Below are 15,711 nucleotides of genomic sequence, written 5' to 3' on the forward strand. Positions count from 1 at the left end.
CTGCATCCACGTTAAGCGTGCGGTGGGGGCCGCACCAGGAGATTGGGAACACAACCGGCCACCAACGAAGAGGCGCAAAGAGGGGCAAGCCCACTTCGCCGCTCCCTGCTGGGGAGCCAGTGACAGGGGTCGACGGATGGGGAAATCGCGCCGGGCCCCCGTCGTCGAGTAGCGTTGCCGACCATGCGTCTCGTCATCGCCCGTTGCTCCGTCGACTACGCGGGCCGGCTCACAGCCCACCTGCCCTCCGCCCCTCGTCTGATCCTGGTGAAGGCGGACGGCAGCGTCTCGGTCCACGCCGACGACCGGGCGTACAAACCGCTCAACTGGATGTCCCCGCCGTGCACCCTGAAGGAGGGCACCGGCGATGAGGCAGGTGTCTGGACCGTGGTGAACAAGGCGGGCGAAAAACTGATCATCACGATGGAGGAAATCCTCCACGACTCCTCCTACGAGCTGGGCGTCGACCCGGGGCTCATCAAGGACGGTGTGGAGGCGCACCTCCAGGAGCTGCTCGCCGACCGGATCGAGATCCTCGGCGAGGGCCACACCCTGATCCGCCGTGAGTACCCCACCGCCATCGGCCCGGTGGACATCCTCTGCCGCGACGCGGACGGGCGGACGGTGGCCGTGGAGCTGAAGCGGCGCGGCGACATCGACGGTGTGGAGCAGCTGACCCGCTATCTGGAGCTGCTCAACCGCGACCCGCATCTCGCCCCGGTCAGGGGCGTCTTCGCGGCCCAGGAGATCAAGCCCCAGGCGCGCGTGCTCGCGACCGACCGGGGCATCGGCTGCCTGGTCCTCGACTACGACGCGATGCGCGGCATCGAGGACGACAAGCTGCGCCTGTTCTGACCGGCCCGCCCACCGCCGGGTGTCCCCCACGGGGGGGCACCCGGCTTCCGTGTGTCAGGCCGCTGCCTCGGTGGGGTCTTCGCTCTGCGCCGGGGCGTCCGCGGTGGAACTGGCGCTGGGACCGGCCGACTCGGCGGGGCCGCTGGCGGAGGACGTGGTGTCCGGCGGGGGCGGGGGCTCCTCGGTCGGCGTCTCGGTCGGCGGGGTCGTCGGCGTCTCGGTGGGCGGCGTGGTCGGCGGTGTGGTCGGCGGGGTCGTCGGCGGCTTCGTCGGCGTGGTCGGCTTCCCGCTCGGGGACGGCCCGTCGGAGGTCGGGTCCTCGGTGGGCAGCGTGCTCGACGGCTCACCCGTACCCGGCGAGCTCCCGTCCGGCGACGACGGGGCCGGGGAGGGCGAGCCGGAGGTGCTGGGCGTGGCGGATGCCGAGGTGCCCGGCGTGGCGGGTGCCTCCTCGCCGGGCGCCCCGTCGTCGGGTGCGGGACCCTCGTCCGGCTCGTCGGCGGGGGACGCGTCCTCGGGGGTGCCCTCGGGGGACGACTGCTCGGTGGTGACGTTGCGGCTGCCCGGCTCCTCGGGGTCGCCCGCGGTGAGGCCGAGGGTCACGACGGTGCCGAGCACGGCGACCAGCAGCGCGCCCGCCCCGGCGGCGGCCAGGTTGCGCCGGGCGCCGCCCAGGAGCACGCGGCCGCCACCCGGCTTCGGCGCGGTGGCCCGGGGCCCCGGGGGCAGCGAGGAGATGAGGGTGGGGTCCTCCTCGACCGTCTGCCGGGCGAAGGGCGGCGGGGCCGGGGAGCCGACCGGCGGCGTGCCGGCGAGAAGGTCGTGGCGTACGGCGGGCACCTCCTCGCCCGTCTGGGACCGGACCGGGGGCGCGAAGCCGCCGGAGCGGTCCGCCACCAGGGCGAGGGCGCGGCGGCCGGCCACCGCCCCGGACTTGTCGGCGAGCGCGCCGCGCATGGAGATCGAGGTCTCCAGCTCCGTACGGGCCCGGTCCAGGTTGCCGGAACAGAGGGCGAGGACGCCCAACTCATGGTGGAAGTAAGCCTCTTCGGCGACCTCACCGGCGATCCTGGCGGCCTCCTGGCCGACCCTGAGCGCCTTCTCCCAAGCGCCCCAGCTCATCCCCGCGGCCAGCGCGGGAGCGGCGCTGCGGGCCAGCAGGACGGCGGCGCTGGCCTGGCCCGCCTCGCCGTCGGGGACGAGACGGCTCATCGCGGCGACGATCGCGTCGGCCTCGGCGACGGCGCGCTGCGGGGTGACCGAGGGATGGGAGACCCACCAGGCGTAGTGCTGGGCGGCCGTACGGGCGTGGGCGGCGGCGCTCTCCGCGTACCCGCCGGCCTCCAGCTGGGCGAGGACACCGGCGGCGAGCCGGTAGCGGGGGCCCGCCGGGGAGAGCAGTCCGCAGCCCGCGAGTTCACCGAGGGCGGCGTCCGCGTGGGTGTCGCCCACGAGGGCCGGCAGGTGGGCCTGGTGGGGCACCTCGCCGCCGAGCGCGACGGTGAAGCGCAAGGTCTCGCGGGCCGCCTCGCTGAGCCGGGAGGCGAGCAGGACGGCGGGCGCCGCCCCTTCGCCGAGGCTCGGCAGCGGCACGTCCAGGGTCTCGGCGGTGGGCGCTTCGGGGACCGGCGGCGCGTCGTCCGGGCGCGGCTCGAAGTACTCGTACTCGTCGAAGGCCGCGGGGTCCGTGTTGAGCCGGTCGCGCTGGCGCAGCAGTGATCCGGCCTGGACGAAGCGGAGCGGCAGCCCCTCGGACTCGAACCAGAGGTCGCCCGCCCAGTTCCGCTCGTCCTCGGTGAGGGGGCGCTCGACGACCTTCTCCAGCAGCTCCAGCGAGGCGGAGCGGCCGAGGCCGGCGAGGAGGACCTCCTCCAGGTGGGCATCGACGCCGGGGGCGGTGAGGTCGGGCGCGGTACCGAACAGGAAGGCGCACTCGGGGGTGGCCTCCAGAAGTCCGTCGAGGGCGGCCCCGCCGATCTCAAGGTCGTCGATGACGACGACGGCGCCGATGGAGCGGACGAGGGCGAGCAGCTCCTCGGGGCCGGGGCGGTGCAGCGGGGCCCGGTAGATCGCGTCGAAGACGCCGTACAGCAGGTCGGCGGCGGTGCGCCGGTGGCCGCTGAGGCGGACGACGCCGTCGGGGGCCAGGTCCGTGCAGTCGGCGGCGACGGCGTCGAGCAGCGCGGTGCGGCCGGATCCGGCCTGGCCGGTGAGGCGGACGCTGCGGCCGCGGGCCAGCAGGCCCGCCAGGCGCTCGCGCTCCTCCTGGCGTTCCAGCAGCGGGAGCTGTGGAGCGGGCGGTCCCGCCGGTACGGGCGGTGCGCCCGCGCGCTCGTGGTCGGTGCGTTCGGCGGGGGTGCGGCGGACGGGTGCGTCGGGCTCCGAGCCGGGCGGGCAGGCCTCGACCTCGCTGCCGTCGACGGGGTTGACCGTGAGCAGGAGGTCCCCGACCGTGACCTGGACGACGCGGACCTGCTGCGGTGTCGGCTGGCCGAAGTCGGCGGCGTTGGACTCCCGGGACGGCCGGCGACGGCCGTCGGAGCGGTCGGAGTCGTTGGCGTTCTGCCCGTACTCTTCCGGCCCCTGGTGTGTCGGGTCCATCAACAAGTCCCCCAGACGCGTCGCGCTCGGTTTGCCCCTCCGGCCTCACACGCCCCGCTGTCGCTTCCGGTCCGGTGTCTGCCTCGGGTGGGTGTCTTGGGGCAGACGGCCGAACCCTAGACCTTCGCACAGTATCCACGCACGGGCGGGGTGCCATGCCGTCCGGGACGTCACATTCCGGTGAGGATTGCGCCTCTTCTGCCCCGACCGTCCCTACGTACTCAGACGCGCGGCAGCGAATCGGCGGCGATCCCGCCCTCGATCGCCAGGATGCGGTGCAGCCGGGTGGCCACCAGGAGGCGCTGCATCTGCGGCGGGACGCCGCGCAGCACGAGACGGCGCCCGGCCCGGCCGGCTCTGCGGTGGGCCCCCATGATGACGCCGAGTCCGGTGGCGTCCCAGGAATTCAGCTCGGTCAGGTCCAGCACCAGGTCGCCGGCTCCGTCGTCGACGGCCGAGTGGAGGACCGTACGGGCGTCCGCCGCGCTTCGGACGTCGAGGCGGCCCCCGACGACCAGCTCGGCGTGGTCGCCCCTGATATGCATATGTGCTCCCCTGCTGTTGCTCCGTGGCGAGGTCCGTCTGTCTGTTCTTCTCTTCCACAACTGACTGCCGCAGCGACAGGGAAGTTGCCGTCTGTAAGCGAACCGATACCGAATTCACTCGGTGGAGTGAAGTCGGTTCGCCGGAGACGGGACAGTGCCGGGTACACTCCCCGCCCCGACGGCGGCGGGCCGAGGGGGCAGGGGTGCGGCTGCGGTCAGTACGTGTAGAAGCCCTGCCCGCTCTTGCGCCCGATGTCACCTGCGTCGACCATCCGGCGCATCAGCTCGGGAGCGGCGAACTTCTCGTCCTGCGACTCGGTGTAGATGTTGCCGGTGGCGTGGAGCAGGATGTCCACGCCGGTCAGGTCGGCCGTGGCGAGCGGGCCCATGGCGTGGCCGAACCCCAGCTTGCAGGCGGTGTCGATGTCCTCGGCCGTGGCGACGCCCGACTCGTACAGCTTCGCGGCCTCGACGACGAGGGCCGAGATCAGCCGGGTGGTGACGAAGCCCGCCACGTCGCGGTTGACGACGATGCAGGTCTTGCCGACCGACTCGGCGAACTCCCGGGCGGTGGCGAGGGTTTCGTCACTGGTCTTGTAGCCACGTACCAGCTCGCAGAGCTGCATCATCGGGACCGGCGAGAAGAAGTGCACGCCGACGACGCGCTCCGGACGCTCCGTCACGGCCGCGATCTTCGTGATCGGGATGGCGGAGGTGTTCGAGGCGAGCACGGTGTTCTCCCCGACGACCTTGTCCAGGGCGCGGAAGATCTCGTGCTTGACCTCGAGCTTCTCGAAGACGGCCTCCACCACGACGTCCACGTCCGCGACGGCGTCCAGGTCGGTGCTCGTGGTGATGCGGGCGAGGGCCGCCTCGGCGTCGGACGCCTCCAGCTTGCCCTTGGAGACGAACCGGTCGTACGAGGCCTTGATGCCGTCCAGGCCGCGGGTCAGCGCCGCGTCGGTGACATCCCGCAGCACGACGTCCCAGCCCGCCTGGGCCGAGACCTGCGCGATCCCGGATCCCATGAGTCCGGCCCCGATGACGGCGAGCTTCCTGGCCACGTTCGCACCCCTTGTTCTCTGTCCGCCTCTGCGGCGTCTGTTCACGGCGGTTCACATTGCTCTCCGGCGGAGATTAGTACCCGTCGGGGGCGCTGTGGCGGTGAAGAGATGCGCGTCACGTCTCGAATGACGGACATCACACCGGGACGCGTCATTCGGGCCCGCGCCACGCGCAGTTGAGGGTGCGGGCCTCACTACGCTGGCCCCATGGTCAATCTGACGCGCATCTACACCCGGACCGGCGACCAGGGCACCACGGCCCTCGGCGACATGAGCCGCACCGCCAAGACCGATCTGCGGATCGCGGCCTACGCGGACGCCAACGAGGCCAACGCGGCGATCGGGACCGCCATCGCGCTGGGGCAGCTCTCCGAGGACGTGGTGAAGGTCCTCGTACGGGTCCAGAACGACCTCTTCGACGTGGGTGCCGACCTGTCCACGCCGGTCCTGGAGGACCCCAAGTACCCGCCGCTGCGGGTCGAGCAGTCCTACGTCGACAAGCTGGAGGCGGACTGCGACCGCTTCCTGGAGGAGCTGGAGAAGCTCCGCAGCTTCATCCTTCCGGGGGGTACGCCGGGGGCCGCCCTGCTCCACCAGGCGTGCACGGTGGTCCGGCGCGCCGAGCGGTCGACCTGGGCGGCGCTGGAGGTGCACGGTGACGTGATGAACACCCTGGCCGCCACCTATCTCAACCGCCTCTCCGACCTCCTGTTCATCCTGGCGCGCAGCGCCAACAAGGAGGTCGGGGACGTGCTGTGGGTGCCGGGCGGCGAGCGCTAGAGCTCGTCGGCCGGCTCGCGTTCGACCGCGTCCGTGTTCTTCGGGGCCTGCTTCGGGAAGAGCGTGTAGCCGACGGCGATGATCACGTTGATGCCGATCACCAGGAGCATCTTCTGCTGCCAGCTCTGGAGCGAGCTGATGGCTCCGCCCGGACCGACGTACCAGACCGCCGCCTGGAGCAGGCCCAGCGCGACCACCGCGGCGAGGATCCAGCGGGCGGCGGTGCGCCACTCGTGGACGGCGCGTGCCATGCCGTACTTCGGCGGCTTCACCGGCGGCGGGCCGCCGAACCAGCGGTGGGCGACCCGGGCGTCCACCCACCTGATGGTGTGATGGCCGAGGCCCACGGTGAAGCCGATGTAGACGGCGGCCAGGCCGTGCTTCCAGTCGGGTTCGGCGCCGTTCCTCAGGTCGATCGCCGTCACCACCAGCAGGACGACCTCCAGCAGCGGCTCGCAGAGCAGTACGGCGGCGCCGAGCCTCGGCTTCCTCGCGACGTACCGCAGCGCGAGCCCGGCGGCCAGCAGCACCCAGAAAGCGACCTCGCAGGCCACGACCAGTAGAGCGATCACAGCTTCTCTCCTCCCGTTCCCCTCCAGCCTCCCGTCCGCCGGGCGGGGACACGTCGTCGGCGGTGACGAAGCGGGACTGCATCCTTCGATGTAGTCGCGCATCGGTCTGCGAAGGGAGGCCCGGTGACGGTGGTGCGTGTTGGATGGAAGGGTGTTCACCTCGATCCGCCCCCACCGCGACGACGTGGCCCTCGCCGTCTCCGGGCTGCTCGGGGGGCTGCTCCTGTGGCTGCTCGGCCTGCACACCCAGGGCGGCCGCCCCTTCTCCGCGCCCTGGGTCACCCTCGTACCGCTGACCGTGATCGCCGCGATGGAGCTGCTGCGCCGGAGCGCCCCGCGGACGGCGCTGACCGTCGCCACGCTCGCGCTGGTCGCCGACCAGTTCACCCGGGGCAGTCTGGCCACCGTCCTGATGTTCACGGACGTCATGTACGCGGCTGTCCTGTACGGGACCCCGGCCGCGGCCCGCCGTCTCCCGGTGGCCACGCTCCTGATCACCGTCGCGTCCACGATCGGGGTCCTGGCCTGGTTCCGCAAGCCCGAGGCGCTGCTGATCGGCGTCGTCATCGGGCTGGTCTCCTTCATCCCCGCGATCACCGGGGTCAGCGTGCGCAACCACCGCACCGCCGCCGAGGCCGCCCGGCTGGCCGCCGCGCAGACCGCGCGGCTGGCCGAGATGGACCGGGTGCAGGCGGTGATCGCCGAGCGGGCCCGGATGGCCCGGGAGCTGCACGACCTGGTGGCCAACCATCTGTCCGCCGTGGCGATCCACTCCACGGCGGCCCTGTCCATCGACGACCCGGACACCTCGCGGAACGCGCTGAAGGTGATCCGGGAGAACAGCGTGGAAGGGCTCGCGGAGATGCGCCGGCTGATCGGACTGCTGCGCGAGGGCGGTGAGGACGGTGCCCCGGCCGCGGCGCCGACGCTCGCGAGCCTGGACGCCCTGATCGAGCAGGCGAACACCAACGGCGCCCCGAGCGGGCTGGCCTGCACGCTTGAGGACACCCGGGAGGCGGGGTCCGCGGCGCTGCCGACCCCCGTCGAGCTGGCCGCGTACCGGATCGTGCAGGAGTCCCTCACCAACGCCCTCAAGCACGCGGCGCCGGGGCCGGTGACCGTGCGGCTCGACCTCACGGGCGCCGTACTGGCGGTCGAGGTGACCAGTGTGTTCGGCAGCCGGTCCGGGCCCACCGCGCCGGGGTCGGGGGCCGGCCTGGTGGGGATGCGGGAGCGGGTGGCGCTGCTCGGCGGGACGTTCCGAGCGGGGGCCGAACCGGACGGCGACGGCACGAAGATCTGGCGGGTGCGGGCCGAACTGCCCGTACGGGAGAGGGAGATGCGGGAATGACGATCCGGGTTCTGGTCGCCGAGGACCAGGCAGCCGTACGGGCGGGGCTGGTGCTGATCCTCTCCAGCGCGCCGGACATCGAGGTCGTCGGGGAGGCTGGGGACGGCGAGGCGGCGGTGTGCCTGGCGCGTGAACTCCGGCCGGATCTCGTCCTGATGGATGTGCAGATGCCGCGGCTGGACGGGGTGGCGGCGACCCGGCAGGTGGTGGCGGAGGAGCTGGCGGACGTCCTGGTCCTGACCACGTTCGACCTGGACGAGTACGTCTTCGGGGCGCTGCGGGCGGGGGCCTCGGGCTTCCTGCTGAAGAACACCGACGCCCGCGATCTGCTGGAGGCGGTGCGGACCGTGGCGCGCGGCGAGGGGCTGATCGCGCCGGCCGTGACCCGCCGGCTGATCGCGGAGTTCGCGGGGACACGGACCGTACGGGCGGCGGGAGCAGCCGATCCGGCGGTGCTGGAGGCGCTGACCCGGCGTGAGCGGGAGGTGCTGGGGTGTCTCGGCGAGGGGCTGTCGAACGCGGAGATCGCGCTGCGGCTCTCGATGGCGGAGGCGACGGTGAAGACGCACGTCAGCAGATTGCTGGCCAAGCTGGGGCTGCGCAGCCGGGTCCAGGCGGCCGTGCTGGCACAGGAGTTGGGGGTCTGATCCCGGTCCGTTTCCGGCCCGGCCCCGGTACTCGGTCTTTGGTCCAGACCTCTTGACGATTGGTCCAGACCTTCCTAGTGTCACCCATCACACACTGCGGTGAGTACGAGAGCACCCGTACTCAGGGCGGCGCAGGGTTTGCAGTCCACGAATCACCCCCGTTTGCTGGACCTCACCCGAGGAGCACCGTTGAGCACTGACACCCCCCGACGCCGTTCCAGATTCAGATGGATCCCCCTGCGGAGCGGCAGATCCAAGGTCATCGCCGGTCTCACCGCACTGGCCGTCCCGTTCGCCGCGATGGTGGGTCTCGCGACCCCGGCCGCGGCAGCCACCTCGGCCACCGCCACCTACACCAAGAAGTCCGACTGGGGCAGCGGCTTCGAGGGCCAGTGGACGGTGAAGAACACCGGCACCACAGCGCTCTCCTCCTGGACCATCGAATGGGACTACCCCACCGGGACCCGGGTCAACTCCGCCTGGGACGCCACCGTCACCAACTCCGGCACCCGCTGGACCGCCAAGAACCTCAGCTGGAACGGAACCGTGGCCCCCGGAGCCAGCGTCAGCTTCGGCTTCAACGGCTCCGGCCCCGGCTCCCCCACCGGCTGCAAGCTCAACGGCGCCTCCTGTGACGGCTCCACCGTCCCCGGCGACAACCCGCCCTCCGCTCCCGGCACCCCCACGACGAGCGACGTCACCAACACCTCGGTGAAGCTCAGCTGGAGCGCGGCCACCGACGACAAGGGCGTCAAGAACTACGACGTCCTGCGCAACGGCGCCAAGATCGCCACGGTCACCGGCACCACGTACACCAACACCGGACTGACCGCCGGCACCGACTACACGTACGCCGTCCAGGCCCGCGACACCATCGACCAGCTCGGCCCCGTCTCCGCCTCCGTCTCGGTGCGCACCACCGGTGGCGGCGGCGAGGAGCCCCCGCCCGGTGACAAGATCAACCTGGGCTACTTCACCAACTGGGGCGTCTACGGGCGCAACTACCACGTCAAGAACCTGGTGACGTCCGGCTCCGCGGCGAAGATCACGCACATCAACTACGCCTTCGGCAACGTGCAGAACGGCCGTTGCACCATCGGTGACTCCTACGCCGACTACGACAAGGCGTACACCGCCGACCAGTCCGTCGACGGTGTCGCCGACACCTGGGACCAGCCGCTGCGCGGCAACTTCAACCAGCTGCGCAAGCTGAAGGCCAAGTACCCGCACATCAAGATCCTCTGGTCGTTCGGCGGCTGGACCTGGTCCGGCGGCTTCCCCCAGGCCGCGCAGAACCCCGCCGCCTTCGCGCAGTCCTGCTACGACCTGGTCGAGGACCCCCGCTGGGCCGATGTCTTCGACGGCATCGACCTCGACTGGGAGTACCCCAACGCCTGTGGTCTGACCTGTGACACCAGCGGCCCCGCCGCGCTCAAGAACCTCGCCTCCGCCGTGAAGACGAAGTTCGGCGCGGGCAACCTGGTCACCGCCGCCATCACCGCGGACGGCTCGGCCGGTGGCAAGATCGACGCCGCCGACTACGCGGGCGCCGCCCAGTCCTTCGACTGGTACAACGTGATGACGTACGACTTCTTCGGCGCCTGGGCGAACAAGGGCCCGACGGCCCCGCACTCGCCGCTGAACCCGTACACCGGTATCCCGCAGGAGGGCTTCACCTCCGCCGACGCCATCGCCAAGCTGAAGGCCAAGGGCGTCCCGGCCAAGAAGCTGCTCCTCGGCATCGGCTTCTACGGCCGCGGCTGGACCGGCGTCACCCAGTCCGCCCCCGGCGGCGCGGCGACCGGCGCGGCCCCGGGCACGTACGAGGCGGGCATCGAGGACTACAAGGTCCTCAAGAGCACCTGCCCGGCCACCGGCACCATCGCCGGCACGGCCTACGCTCACTGCGGCACCAACTGGTGGAGCTACGACACCCCCGCCACCATCGGCTCCAAGATGACCTGGGCGAAGAGCCAGGGCCTGGGTGGCGCGTTCTTCTGGGAGTTCTCCGGTGACACCACCAACGGCGAACTGGTGACCGCGATCAACAACGGTCTCAAGTAATCCCCACGCCGTAACCGCGAGCACGACCCCGGAAAAGCGCCGGGGAGACGGGTCCGCCCCCCGTCTCCCCGGTTTTTCGCTGTGTACGGGCCTTCGGCCTACGCCACGTCGATCCGCCCCCAGACTTCGTCCGGGGGGACCCCCTTCCAGCGGGACTGCCTCTCAAGCCACATTGACCCGCTGGCCGGGCGGTGCCGCCTCCAGCCAGGCGAGGAAGCCGGTCAGCGCGTCCTCGCTCATCGCCAGCTCCAGGCGCGTCTCCCGGTGGAGACAGCCGAGCACGACGGAGTCGGACAGGAGCGCGAGCTCCTCCTCGCCCTCCGGAAGCCGGCGGGCGATCACCTCGATCGCAGAACGCTCCAGGCCCCGGCGGGGGCGAGGAGCGTAGGAGAAGACACGGAACCAGTCGACACGGTCGCCGCTGTAGCGGGCGACCCCGTAGACCCAGCCTTTGCCGGAGGGGTCCGGCTCCTCGGAGACGTCCCAGCGGAGGCTGCAGTCGAAGGTGCCTCCGGACCGCTGGATCAGCCGCCGGCGCAGGCCGAAGACGAACAGTCCCACCAGGACCGTGACGACGACGGACACGCCCACCCACAACGCGAGGACCATCTCCACCGACCTCCTCGCATCGTCGAGTAACGGGTAACGAACCGATTCGAACTGGATTGCACCTGCATCGCCTCAGCCGCGACACGGCTGGATTTCTCCAGCTCGGGCCGCGGCTGAGTAAGAACATCTGTCCGTGGGGGTACTAGTGCACCGCCACCGCGCGCAGACGGATCTCGGCGCGCCGCTCAGCAGCGGCGTCCGCGTCCGACTTCGCGCGCTCCAGCGCACGCTCGGCGCGCTGGACATCGATCTCGTCCGCCAGCTCGACGATCTCGGCCAGCAGCGACAGCTTGTTGTCCGCGAACGAGATGAAACCACCGTGCACGGCGGCGATGACGGTACCGCCCTCGCTCGTGCGGATCGTCACCGGGCCCGATTCCAGCACACCGAGAAGCGGCTGGTGACCGGGCATGATGCCGATGTCGCCGGACGTGGTACGCGCGACGACCAGGGTGGCCTCGCCGGACCAGACACTGCGGTCCGCGGCGACCAGCTCCACATGCAGCTCAGCAGCCAAGGAGACTCCTCGGGTCACCACCCGGCCGTGCGGCCGGGTGTCGGTTCAATTCTACGGGGCGTGGTGAGGGGGGCGGGACCAGCCCCACCCCCCTCGGTGAGCCGGAGGCTCAGGAGACGCCGAGCTCCTTGGCCTTCGCCTTGAGGTCGTCCAGGCCACCGCACATGAAGAACGCCTGCTCGGGGAAGTGGTCGTAGTCCCCGTCGCAGATCGCGTTGAACGCGGCGATCGACTCGTCGAGCGGGACGTCCGAACCGTCCAGGCCGGTGAACTGCTTGGCGGCGTGGGTGTTCTGCGACAGGAAGCGCTCGACGCGACGGGCACGGTGGACAACGAGCTTGTCCTCCTCGCCCAGCTCGTCGATACCGAGGATCGCGATGATGTCCTGGAGGTCCTTGTACTTCTGCAGGATCCCCTTGACGCGGCTGGCCGCGGCGTAGTGCTCCTGCGAGATGTAGCGCGGGTCCAGGATGCGGGACGTGGAGTCCAGCGGGTCCACGGCCGGGTAGATGCCCTTCTCGGAGATCGGACGGGAGAGAACCGTCGTCGCGTCGAGGTGGGCGAACGTGGTGGCCGGGGCCGGGTCGGTCAGGTCGTCCGCGGGGACGTAGATCGCCTGCATCGAGGTGATCGAGTGACCACGCGTCGAGGTGATGCGCTCCTGGAGCACACCCATCTCGTCGGCCAGGGTCGGCTGGTAACCCACCGCGGAGGGCATGCGGCCGAGCAGCGTGGAGACCTCGGAACCGGCCTGCGTGAAGCGGAAGATGTTGTCGATGAAGAGCAGCACGTCCTGCTTCTGCACATCGCGGAAGTACTCCGCCATGGTCAGGGCGGACAGGGCCACGCGCAGACGCGTCCCCGGCGGCTCGTCCATCTGGCCGAAGACGAGCGCGGTCTTCTCCAGGACGCCCGACTCGGTCATCTCGTCGATGAGGTCGTTGCCCTCACGGGTGCGCTCGCCGACACCGGCGAACACCGACACACCGTCGTGCAGCTTCGCCACACGCATGATCATTTCCTGGATGAGGACCGTCTTGCCGACGCCCGCACCACCGAACAGACCGATCTTGCCGCCCTTGACGTACGGGGTCAGCAGGTCGACGACCTTCAGGCCGGTCTCGAACATCTCGGTCTTGGACTCGAGCTGGTCGAAGGCCGGGGCCTTGCGGTGGATCGGCCAGCGCTCGGTGATCTGCGCCTCGGCCTCCGGCTCGTTCAGGATCTGACCGAGGGTGTTGAACACCTTGCCCTTGGTGATGTCACCGACGGGGACCATGATGCCCTTGCCCGTGTCGGTCACCGGGGCCTGGCGGACCAGGCCGTCGGTGGGCTGCATCGAGATCGCCCGGACCACGCCGTCACCCAGGTGCTGGGCGACTTCGAGGGTCAGCGTCTTGCGGGCGCCGGCCTCGGCCGGGTCGTCCACGTCGACGTGAAGGGCGTTGTAGATCTCCGGCATCGCGTCGACGGGGAACTCCACGTCGACGACCGGGCCGATGACCCGGGCGACGCGGCCCGTGGCAGCGGCCGTCACGGCGCTGTCAATAGTCGTCGTCATTTACTTGTCACTCCCCGCGGTCGCGTCGGCCAGAGCACTGGCACCGCCGACGATCTCGCTGATTTCCTGGGTGATTTCGGCCTGGCGGGCCGCGTTGGCAAGCCGGGACAGGCTCTTGATGAGGTCCCCGGCGTTGTCGGTGGCCGACTTCATCGCGCGACGGCGGGCAGCGTGCTCGGAAGCGGCGGCCTGCAGCAGTGCGTTGTAGATACGGCTCTCGACGTAGCGCGGCAGAAGGGCGTCGAGGACGTCCTCGGCCGACGGCTCGAACTCGAACAGCGGGAGGATCTCGCCCTTGCGGGTGCTCTCCTCCGCCACCTCGTCGAGCGAAAGCGGCAGCATCCGGTCGTCGACCGCGTTCTGCGTCATCATCGACACGAATTCCGTGAAGACGATGTGCAGCTCGTCGACGCCGCCCTCGGCCGTCTCCTTCTGGATGGCCGCGATCAACGGGGCGGCGATGCTCTTGGCATCGGAGTACGCCGGGTTGTCGGTGAAGCCGGTCCAGAATTCCTCGACCTTGCGCTCGCGGAAGCCGTAGTACGCGACACCCTTGCGGCCGACGATGTACGTGTCGACCTCCTTGCCCTCGCCGGCAAGGCGCTCCCGCAGCCGCTCCGCAGCCTTGATGGCGTTGGAGGAGTAGCCGCCGGCCAGACCGCGGTCGCTCGTGACGAGCAGGACCGCGGCGCGGGTCGGCGCTTCGGCTTCGGTGGTGAGCGGGTGCTTGGCGTTGGAGCCGGTCGCCACCGCGGTCACCGCACGGGTGAGCTCGGTCGCGTACGGCATCGACGCCGCCACCTTGCGCTGCGCCTTGACGATGCGCGAGGCGGCGATCATCTCCATCGCCTTGGTGATCTTCTTGGTCGCGGTGACGGCTTGGATGCGGCGCTTGTAAACGCGAAGCTGAGCGCCCATCGATCAGCCCTCGCCCAGGAGCTTGCCGTCCGAGGTCTCGAACTGCTGCTTGAAGGCGGCGATCGCGTCGGCGATCGACTGCAGCGTGTCGTCGGACATCTTGCCGCCCTCGGCGATGCTGGTCAGGAGGTCCTTGCGCTCGCGGCGCAGGTACTCCAGCAGCTCACCCTCGAAGCGACGGATGTCCTCGACCGGGACATCGTCCATCTTGCCCGTGGTGCCGGCCCAGACGGAGACGACCTGCTCCTCCATCGGGAACGGGGCGTACTGCGGCTGCTTCAGCAGCTCCACCATGCGCTTACCGCGCTCCAGCGAGGCCTTCGAGGCCGCGTCCAGGTCGGAACCGAAGGCGGCGAACGCCTCCAGCTCGCGGTACTGGGCGAGGTCCACGCGGAGCCGGCCGGAGACCTGCTTCATGGCCTTGTGCTGGGCGGAGCCACCGACTCGGGAGACCGAGATACCGACGTTGAGCGCCGGCCGCTGACCCGCGTTGAACAGGTCGGACTCCAGGAAGCACTGGCCGTCGGTGATGGAGATGACGTTGGTCGGGATGAACGCCGACACGTCGTTCGCCTTGGTCTCGACGATCGGGAGGCCAGTCATCGAACCGGCACCCATCTCGTCGGAGAGCTTGGCGCAGCGCTCCAGCAGACGCGAGTGCAGGTAGAAGACGTCACCCGGGTAGGCCTCACGGCCCGGCGGGCGGCGCAGCAGCAGGGACACGGCGCGGTAGGCGTCGGCCTGCTTCGAGAGGTCGTCGAAGATGATCAGGACGTGCTTGCCCTGGTACATCCAGTGCTGGCCGATGGCCGAACCGGTGTACGGCGCCAGGTACTTGAAGCCGGCCGGGTCGGACGCCGGGGCGGCGACGATGGTCGTGTACTCCAGCGCGCCGGCCTCTTCGAGCGCACCACGCACGGAGGCGATGGTGGAGCCCTTCTGACCGATGGCGACGTAGATGCAGCGCACCTGCTTGTTCACGTCGCCGGAGCGCCAGTTGTCGCGCTGGTTGATGATCGTGTCGACGGCCAGAGCGGTCTTACCCGTCTGACGGTCGCCGATGATCAGCTGACGCTGGCCGCGGCCGATCGGCACCATGGCGTCGACGGCCTTGTAGCCGGTCTGCATCGGCTCGTGCACCGACTTGCGGACCATGACGCCAGGGGCCTGCAGCTCGAGGGCGCGCCGGCTGTCGGTCTCGATCTCGCCGAGGCCGTCGATCGGGTTGCCGAGCGGGTCGACGACGCGGCCGAGGTAACCCTCGCCGACGCCGACGGAGAGCACCTCGCCGGTGCGCTGCACCGGCTGGCCCTCCTCGATTCCGCTGAACTCGCCGAGAACGATCGCACCGATCTCGCGCTCCTCGAGGTTGAGGGCGAGACCGAGGGTTCCGTCCTCGAACTTCAGCAGCTCGTTCGCCATGGCGGAGGGCAGGCCCTCCACCTTCGCGATGCCGTCGCCGGCAACGCTGACCGTTCCGACCTCCTCGCGCGAGGCCGCGTCCGGCTGGTACGACTGGACAAAGTTCTCCAGTGCGTCCCGGATCTCCTCCGGCCGGATCGTGAGCTCCGCCATCTGGGTTCCCTGCTCTCCTTGTTGGGCCCGAAGTTTCTTAAGGGGGTCTGGG

14 protein-coding genes are annotated in these 15,711 nt (G+C 70.5%); 5 read left to right on the forward strand and 9 right to left on the reverse strand.

The annotated features are described in order from the left end of the window. Positions 1-183: 183 nt before the first annotated feature. Positions 184-855: an endonuclease NucS gene (gene nucS, locus AMK21_RS15600; protein ID WP_073879152.1), complete on the forward strand. Its 672-nt coding sequence runs from the start codon at positions 184-186 to the stop codon at positions 853-855. Positions 856-909: 54 nt separating this feature from the next. On the opposite strand, the gene AMK21_RS15605 is transcribed toward nucS, so the two are convergent. The 3 genes from AMK21_RS15605 to AMK21_RS15615 all read right to left on the reverse strand — a co-directional run bounded on the left by AMK21_RS15605 (position 910) and on the right by AMK21_RS15615 (position 5,065). Then, complete coding sequence (locus AMK21_RS15605; RefSeq protein WP_073878293.1) at positions 910-3,456, reverse strand: AAA family ATPase; 2,547 nt, start codon at positions 3,454-3,456, stop codon at positions 910-912. A gap of 221 nt (positions 3,457-3,677) precedes the next feature. After that, complete coding sequence (locus tag AMK21_RS15610) at positions 3,678-4,001, reverse strand: STAS domain-containing protein (RefSeq protein WP_018492200.1); 324 nt, start codon at positions 3,999-4,001, stop codon at positions 3,678-3,680. 215 nt (positions 4,002-4,216) lie between these two features. After that, positions 4,217-5,065, reverse strand: a complete 849-nt coding sequence (locus tag AMK21_RS15615; RefSeq protein ID WP_073878295.1) for a 3-hydroxyacyl-CoA dehydrogenase family protein — start codon at positions 5,063-5,065, stop codon at positions 4,217-4,219. Positions 5,066-5,272: 207 nt separating this feature from the next. Here AMK21_RS15615 and AMK21_RS15620 point away from each other — a divergent pair, with 207 nt between their 5' ends. Beyond that, complete coding sequence (locus AMK21_RS15620; RefSeq protein WP_073878297.1) at positions 5,273-5,845, forward strand: cob(I)yrinic acid a,c-diamide adenosyltransferase; 573 nt, start codon at positions 5,273-5,275, stop codon at positions 5,843-5,845. Here the strand turns inward: AMK21_RS15620 and AMK21_RS15625 are convergent. After that, entirely contained in the window at positions 5,842-6,417 is a 576-nt protein-coding gene (locus tag AMK21_RS15625; RefSeq protein ID WP_073878299.1) for a hypothetical protein, read from the reverse strand. The two genes, AMK21_RS15620 and AMK21_RS15625, sit on opposite strands and share 4 nt — an antisense overlap. A gap of 151 nt (positions 6,418-6,568) precedes the next feature. Between AMK21_RS15625 and AMK21_RS15630 the strand changes: the two genes are divergently transcribed. From AMK21_RS15630 to AMK21_RS15640, 3 genes are all read left to right on the forward strand, one after another. Further along, on the forward strand, positions 6,569-7,768 hold the full coding sequence (locus AMK21_RS15630) for a sensor histidine kinase (RefSeq protein ID WP_073878301.1): 1,200 nt from the start codon (positions 6,569-6,571) through the stop codon (positions 7,766-7,768). Further along, positions 7,765-8,415 (forward strand): response regulator, encoded by a 651-nt coding sequence (locus AMK21_RS15635; protein ID WP_073878303.1) that lies wholly within the window; start codon positions 7,765-7,767, stop codon positions 8,413-8,415. The genes AMK21_RS15630 and AMK21_RS15635 overlap by 4 nt, the downstream gene beginning before the upstream one ends. A gap of 189 nt (positions 8,416-8,604) precedes the next feature. Continuing rightward, positions 8,605-10,479 (forward strand): glycoside hydrolase family 18 chitinase, encoded by a 1,875-nt coding sequence (locus AMK21_RS15640; RefSeq protein WP_073878305.1) that lies wholly within the window; start codon positions 8,605-8,607, stop codon positions 10,477-10,479. 162 nt (positions 10,480-10,641) lie between these two features. On the opposite strand, the gene AMK21_RS15645 is transcribed toward AMK21_RS15640, so the two are convergent. The 5 genes from AMK21_RS15645 to atpA form a co-directional block, all read right to left on the reverse strand. Next, entirely contained in the window at positions 10,642-11,088 is a 447-nt protein-coding gene (locus AMK21_RS15645; protein WP_073879153.1) for a DUF2550 domain-containing protein, read from the reverse strand. A gap of 142 nt (positions 11,089-11,230) precedes the next feature. Next, positions 11,231-11,605 (reverse strand): F0F1 ATP synthase subunit epsilon, encoded by a 375-nt coding sequence (locus AMK21_RS15650; protein ID WP_015611381.1) that lies wholly within the window; start codon positions 11,603-11,605, stop codon positions 11,231-11,233. Between the two features lie 109 nt (positions 11,606-11,714). Beyond that, positions 11,715-13,166: a F0F1 ATP synthase subunit beta gene (gene atpD / locus AMK21_RS15655; protein ID WP_073878307.1), complete on the reverse strand. Its 1,452-nt coding sequence runs from the start codon at positions 13,164-13,166 to the stop codon at positions 11,715-11,717. After that, a complete protein-coding gene (locus AMK21_RS15660; protein ID WP_073878308.1) occupies positions 13,167-14,084 on the reverse strand; it encodes a F0F1 ATP synthase subunit gamma in 918 nt (305 codons plus the stop codon). Between the two features lie 3 nt (positions 14,085-14,087). After that, positions 14,088-15,659, reverse strand: a complete 1,572-nt coding sequence (gene atpA / locus AMK21_RS15665) for a F0F1 ATP synthase subunit alpha (RefSeq protein ID WP_073878310.1) — start codon at positions 15,657-15,659, stop codon at positions 14,088-14,090. Between the last annotated feature and the right edge of the window lie 52 nt (positions 15,660-15,711).

This window comes from Streptomyces sp. CB00316, from assembly GCF_001905595.1.
Classification (GTDB): Bacteria; Actinomycetota; Actinomycetes; order Streptomycetales; family Streptomycetaceae; genus Streptomyces.

What these genes read in the sequence shown, in the direction of transcription:
- nucS (WP_073879152.1), top strand. Translation starts at nt 184, where the DNA reads ATGCGTCTCGTCATCGCCCGTTGCTCCGTCGACTACGCGGGCCGGCTC.
- AMK21_RS15605 (WP_073878293.1), bottom strand. Translation starts at nt 3,456, where the DNA reads ATGGACCCGACACACCAGGGGCCGGAAGAGTACGGGCAGAACGCCAAC.
- AMK21_RS15610 (WP_018492200.1), bottom strand. Translation starts at nt 4,001, where the DNA reads ATGCATATCAGGGGCGACCACGCCGAGCTGGTCGTCGGGGGCCGCCTC.
- AMK21_RS15620 (WP_073878297.1), top strand. Translation starts at nt 5,273, where the DNA reads ATGGTCAATCTGACGCGCATCTACACCCGGACCGGCGACCAGGGCACC.
- AMK21_RS15635 (WP_073878303.1), top strand. Translation starts at nt 7,765, where the DNA reads ATGACGATCCGGGTTCTGGTCGCCGAGGACCAGGCAGCCGTACGGGCG.
- AMK21_RS15645 (WP_073879153.1), bottom strand. Translation starts at nt 11,088, where the DNA reads ATGGTCCTCGCGTTGTGGGTGGGCGTGTCCGTCGTCGTCACGGTCCTG.
- atpD (WP_073878307.1), bottom strand. Translation starts at nt 13,166, where the DNA reads ATGACGACGACTATTGACAGCGCCGTGACGGCCGCTGCCACGGGCCGC.
- AMK21_RS15660 (WP_073878308.1), bottom strand. Translation starts at nt 14,084, where the DNA reads ATGGGCGCTCAGCTTCGCGTTTACAAGCGCCGCATCCAAGCCGTCACC.
- atpA (WP_073878310.1), bottom strand. Translation starts at nt 15,659, where the DNA reads ATGGCGGAGCTCACGATCCGGCCGGAGGAGATCCGGGACGCACTGGAG.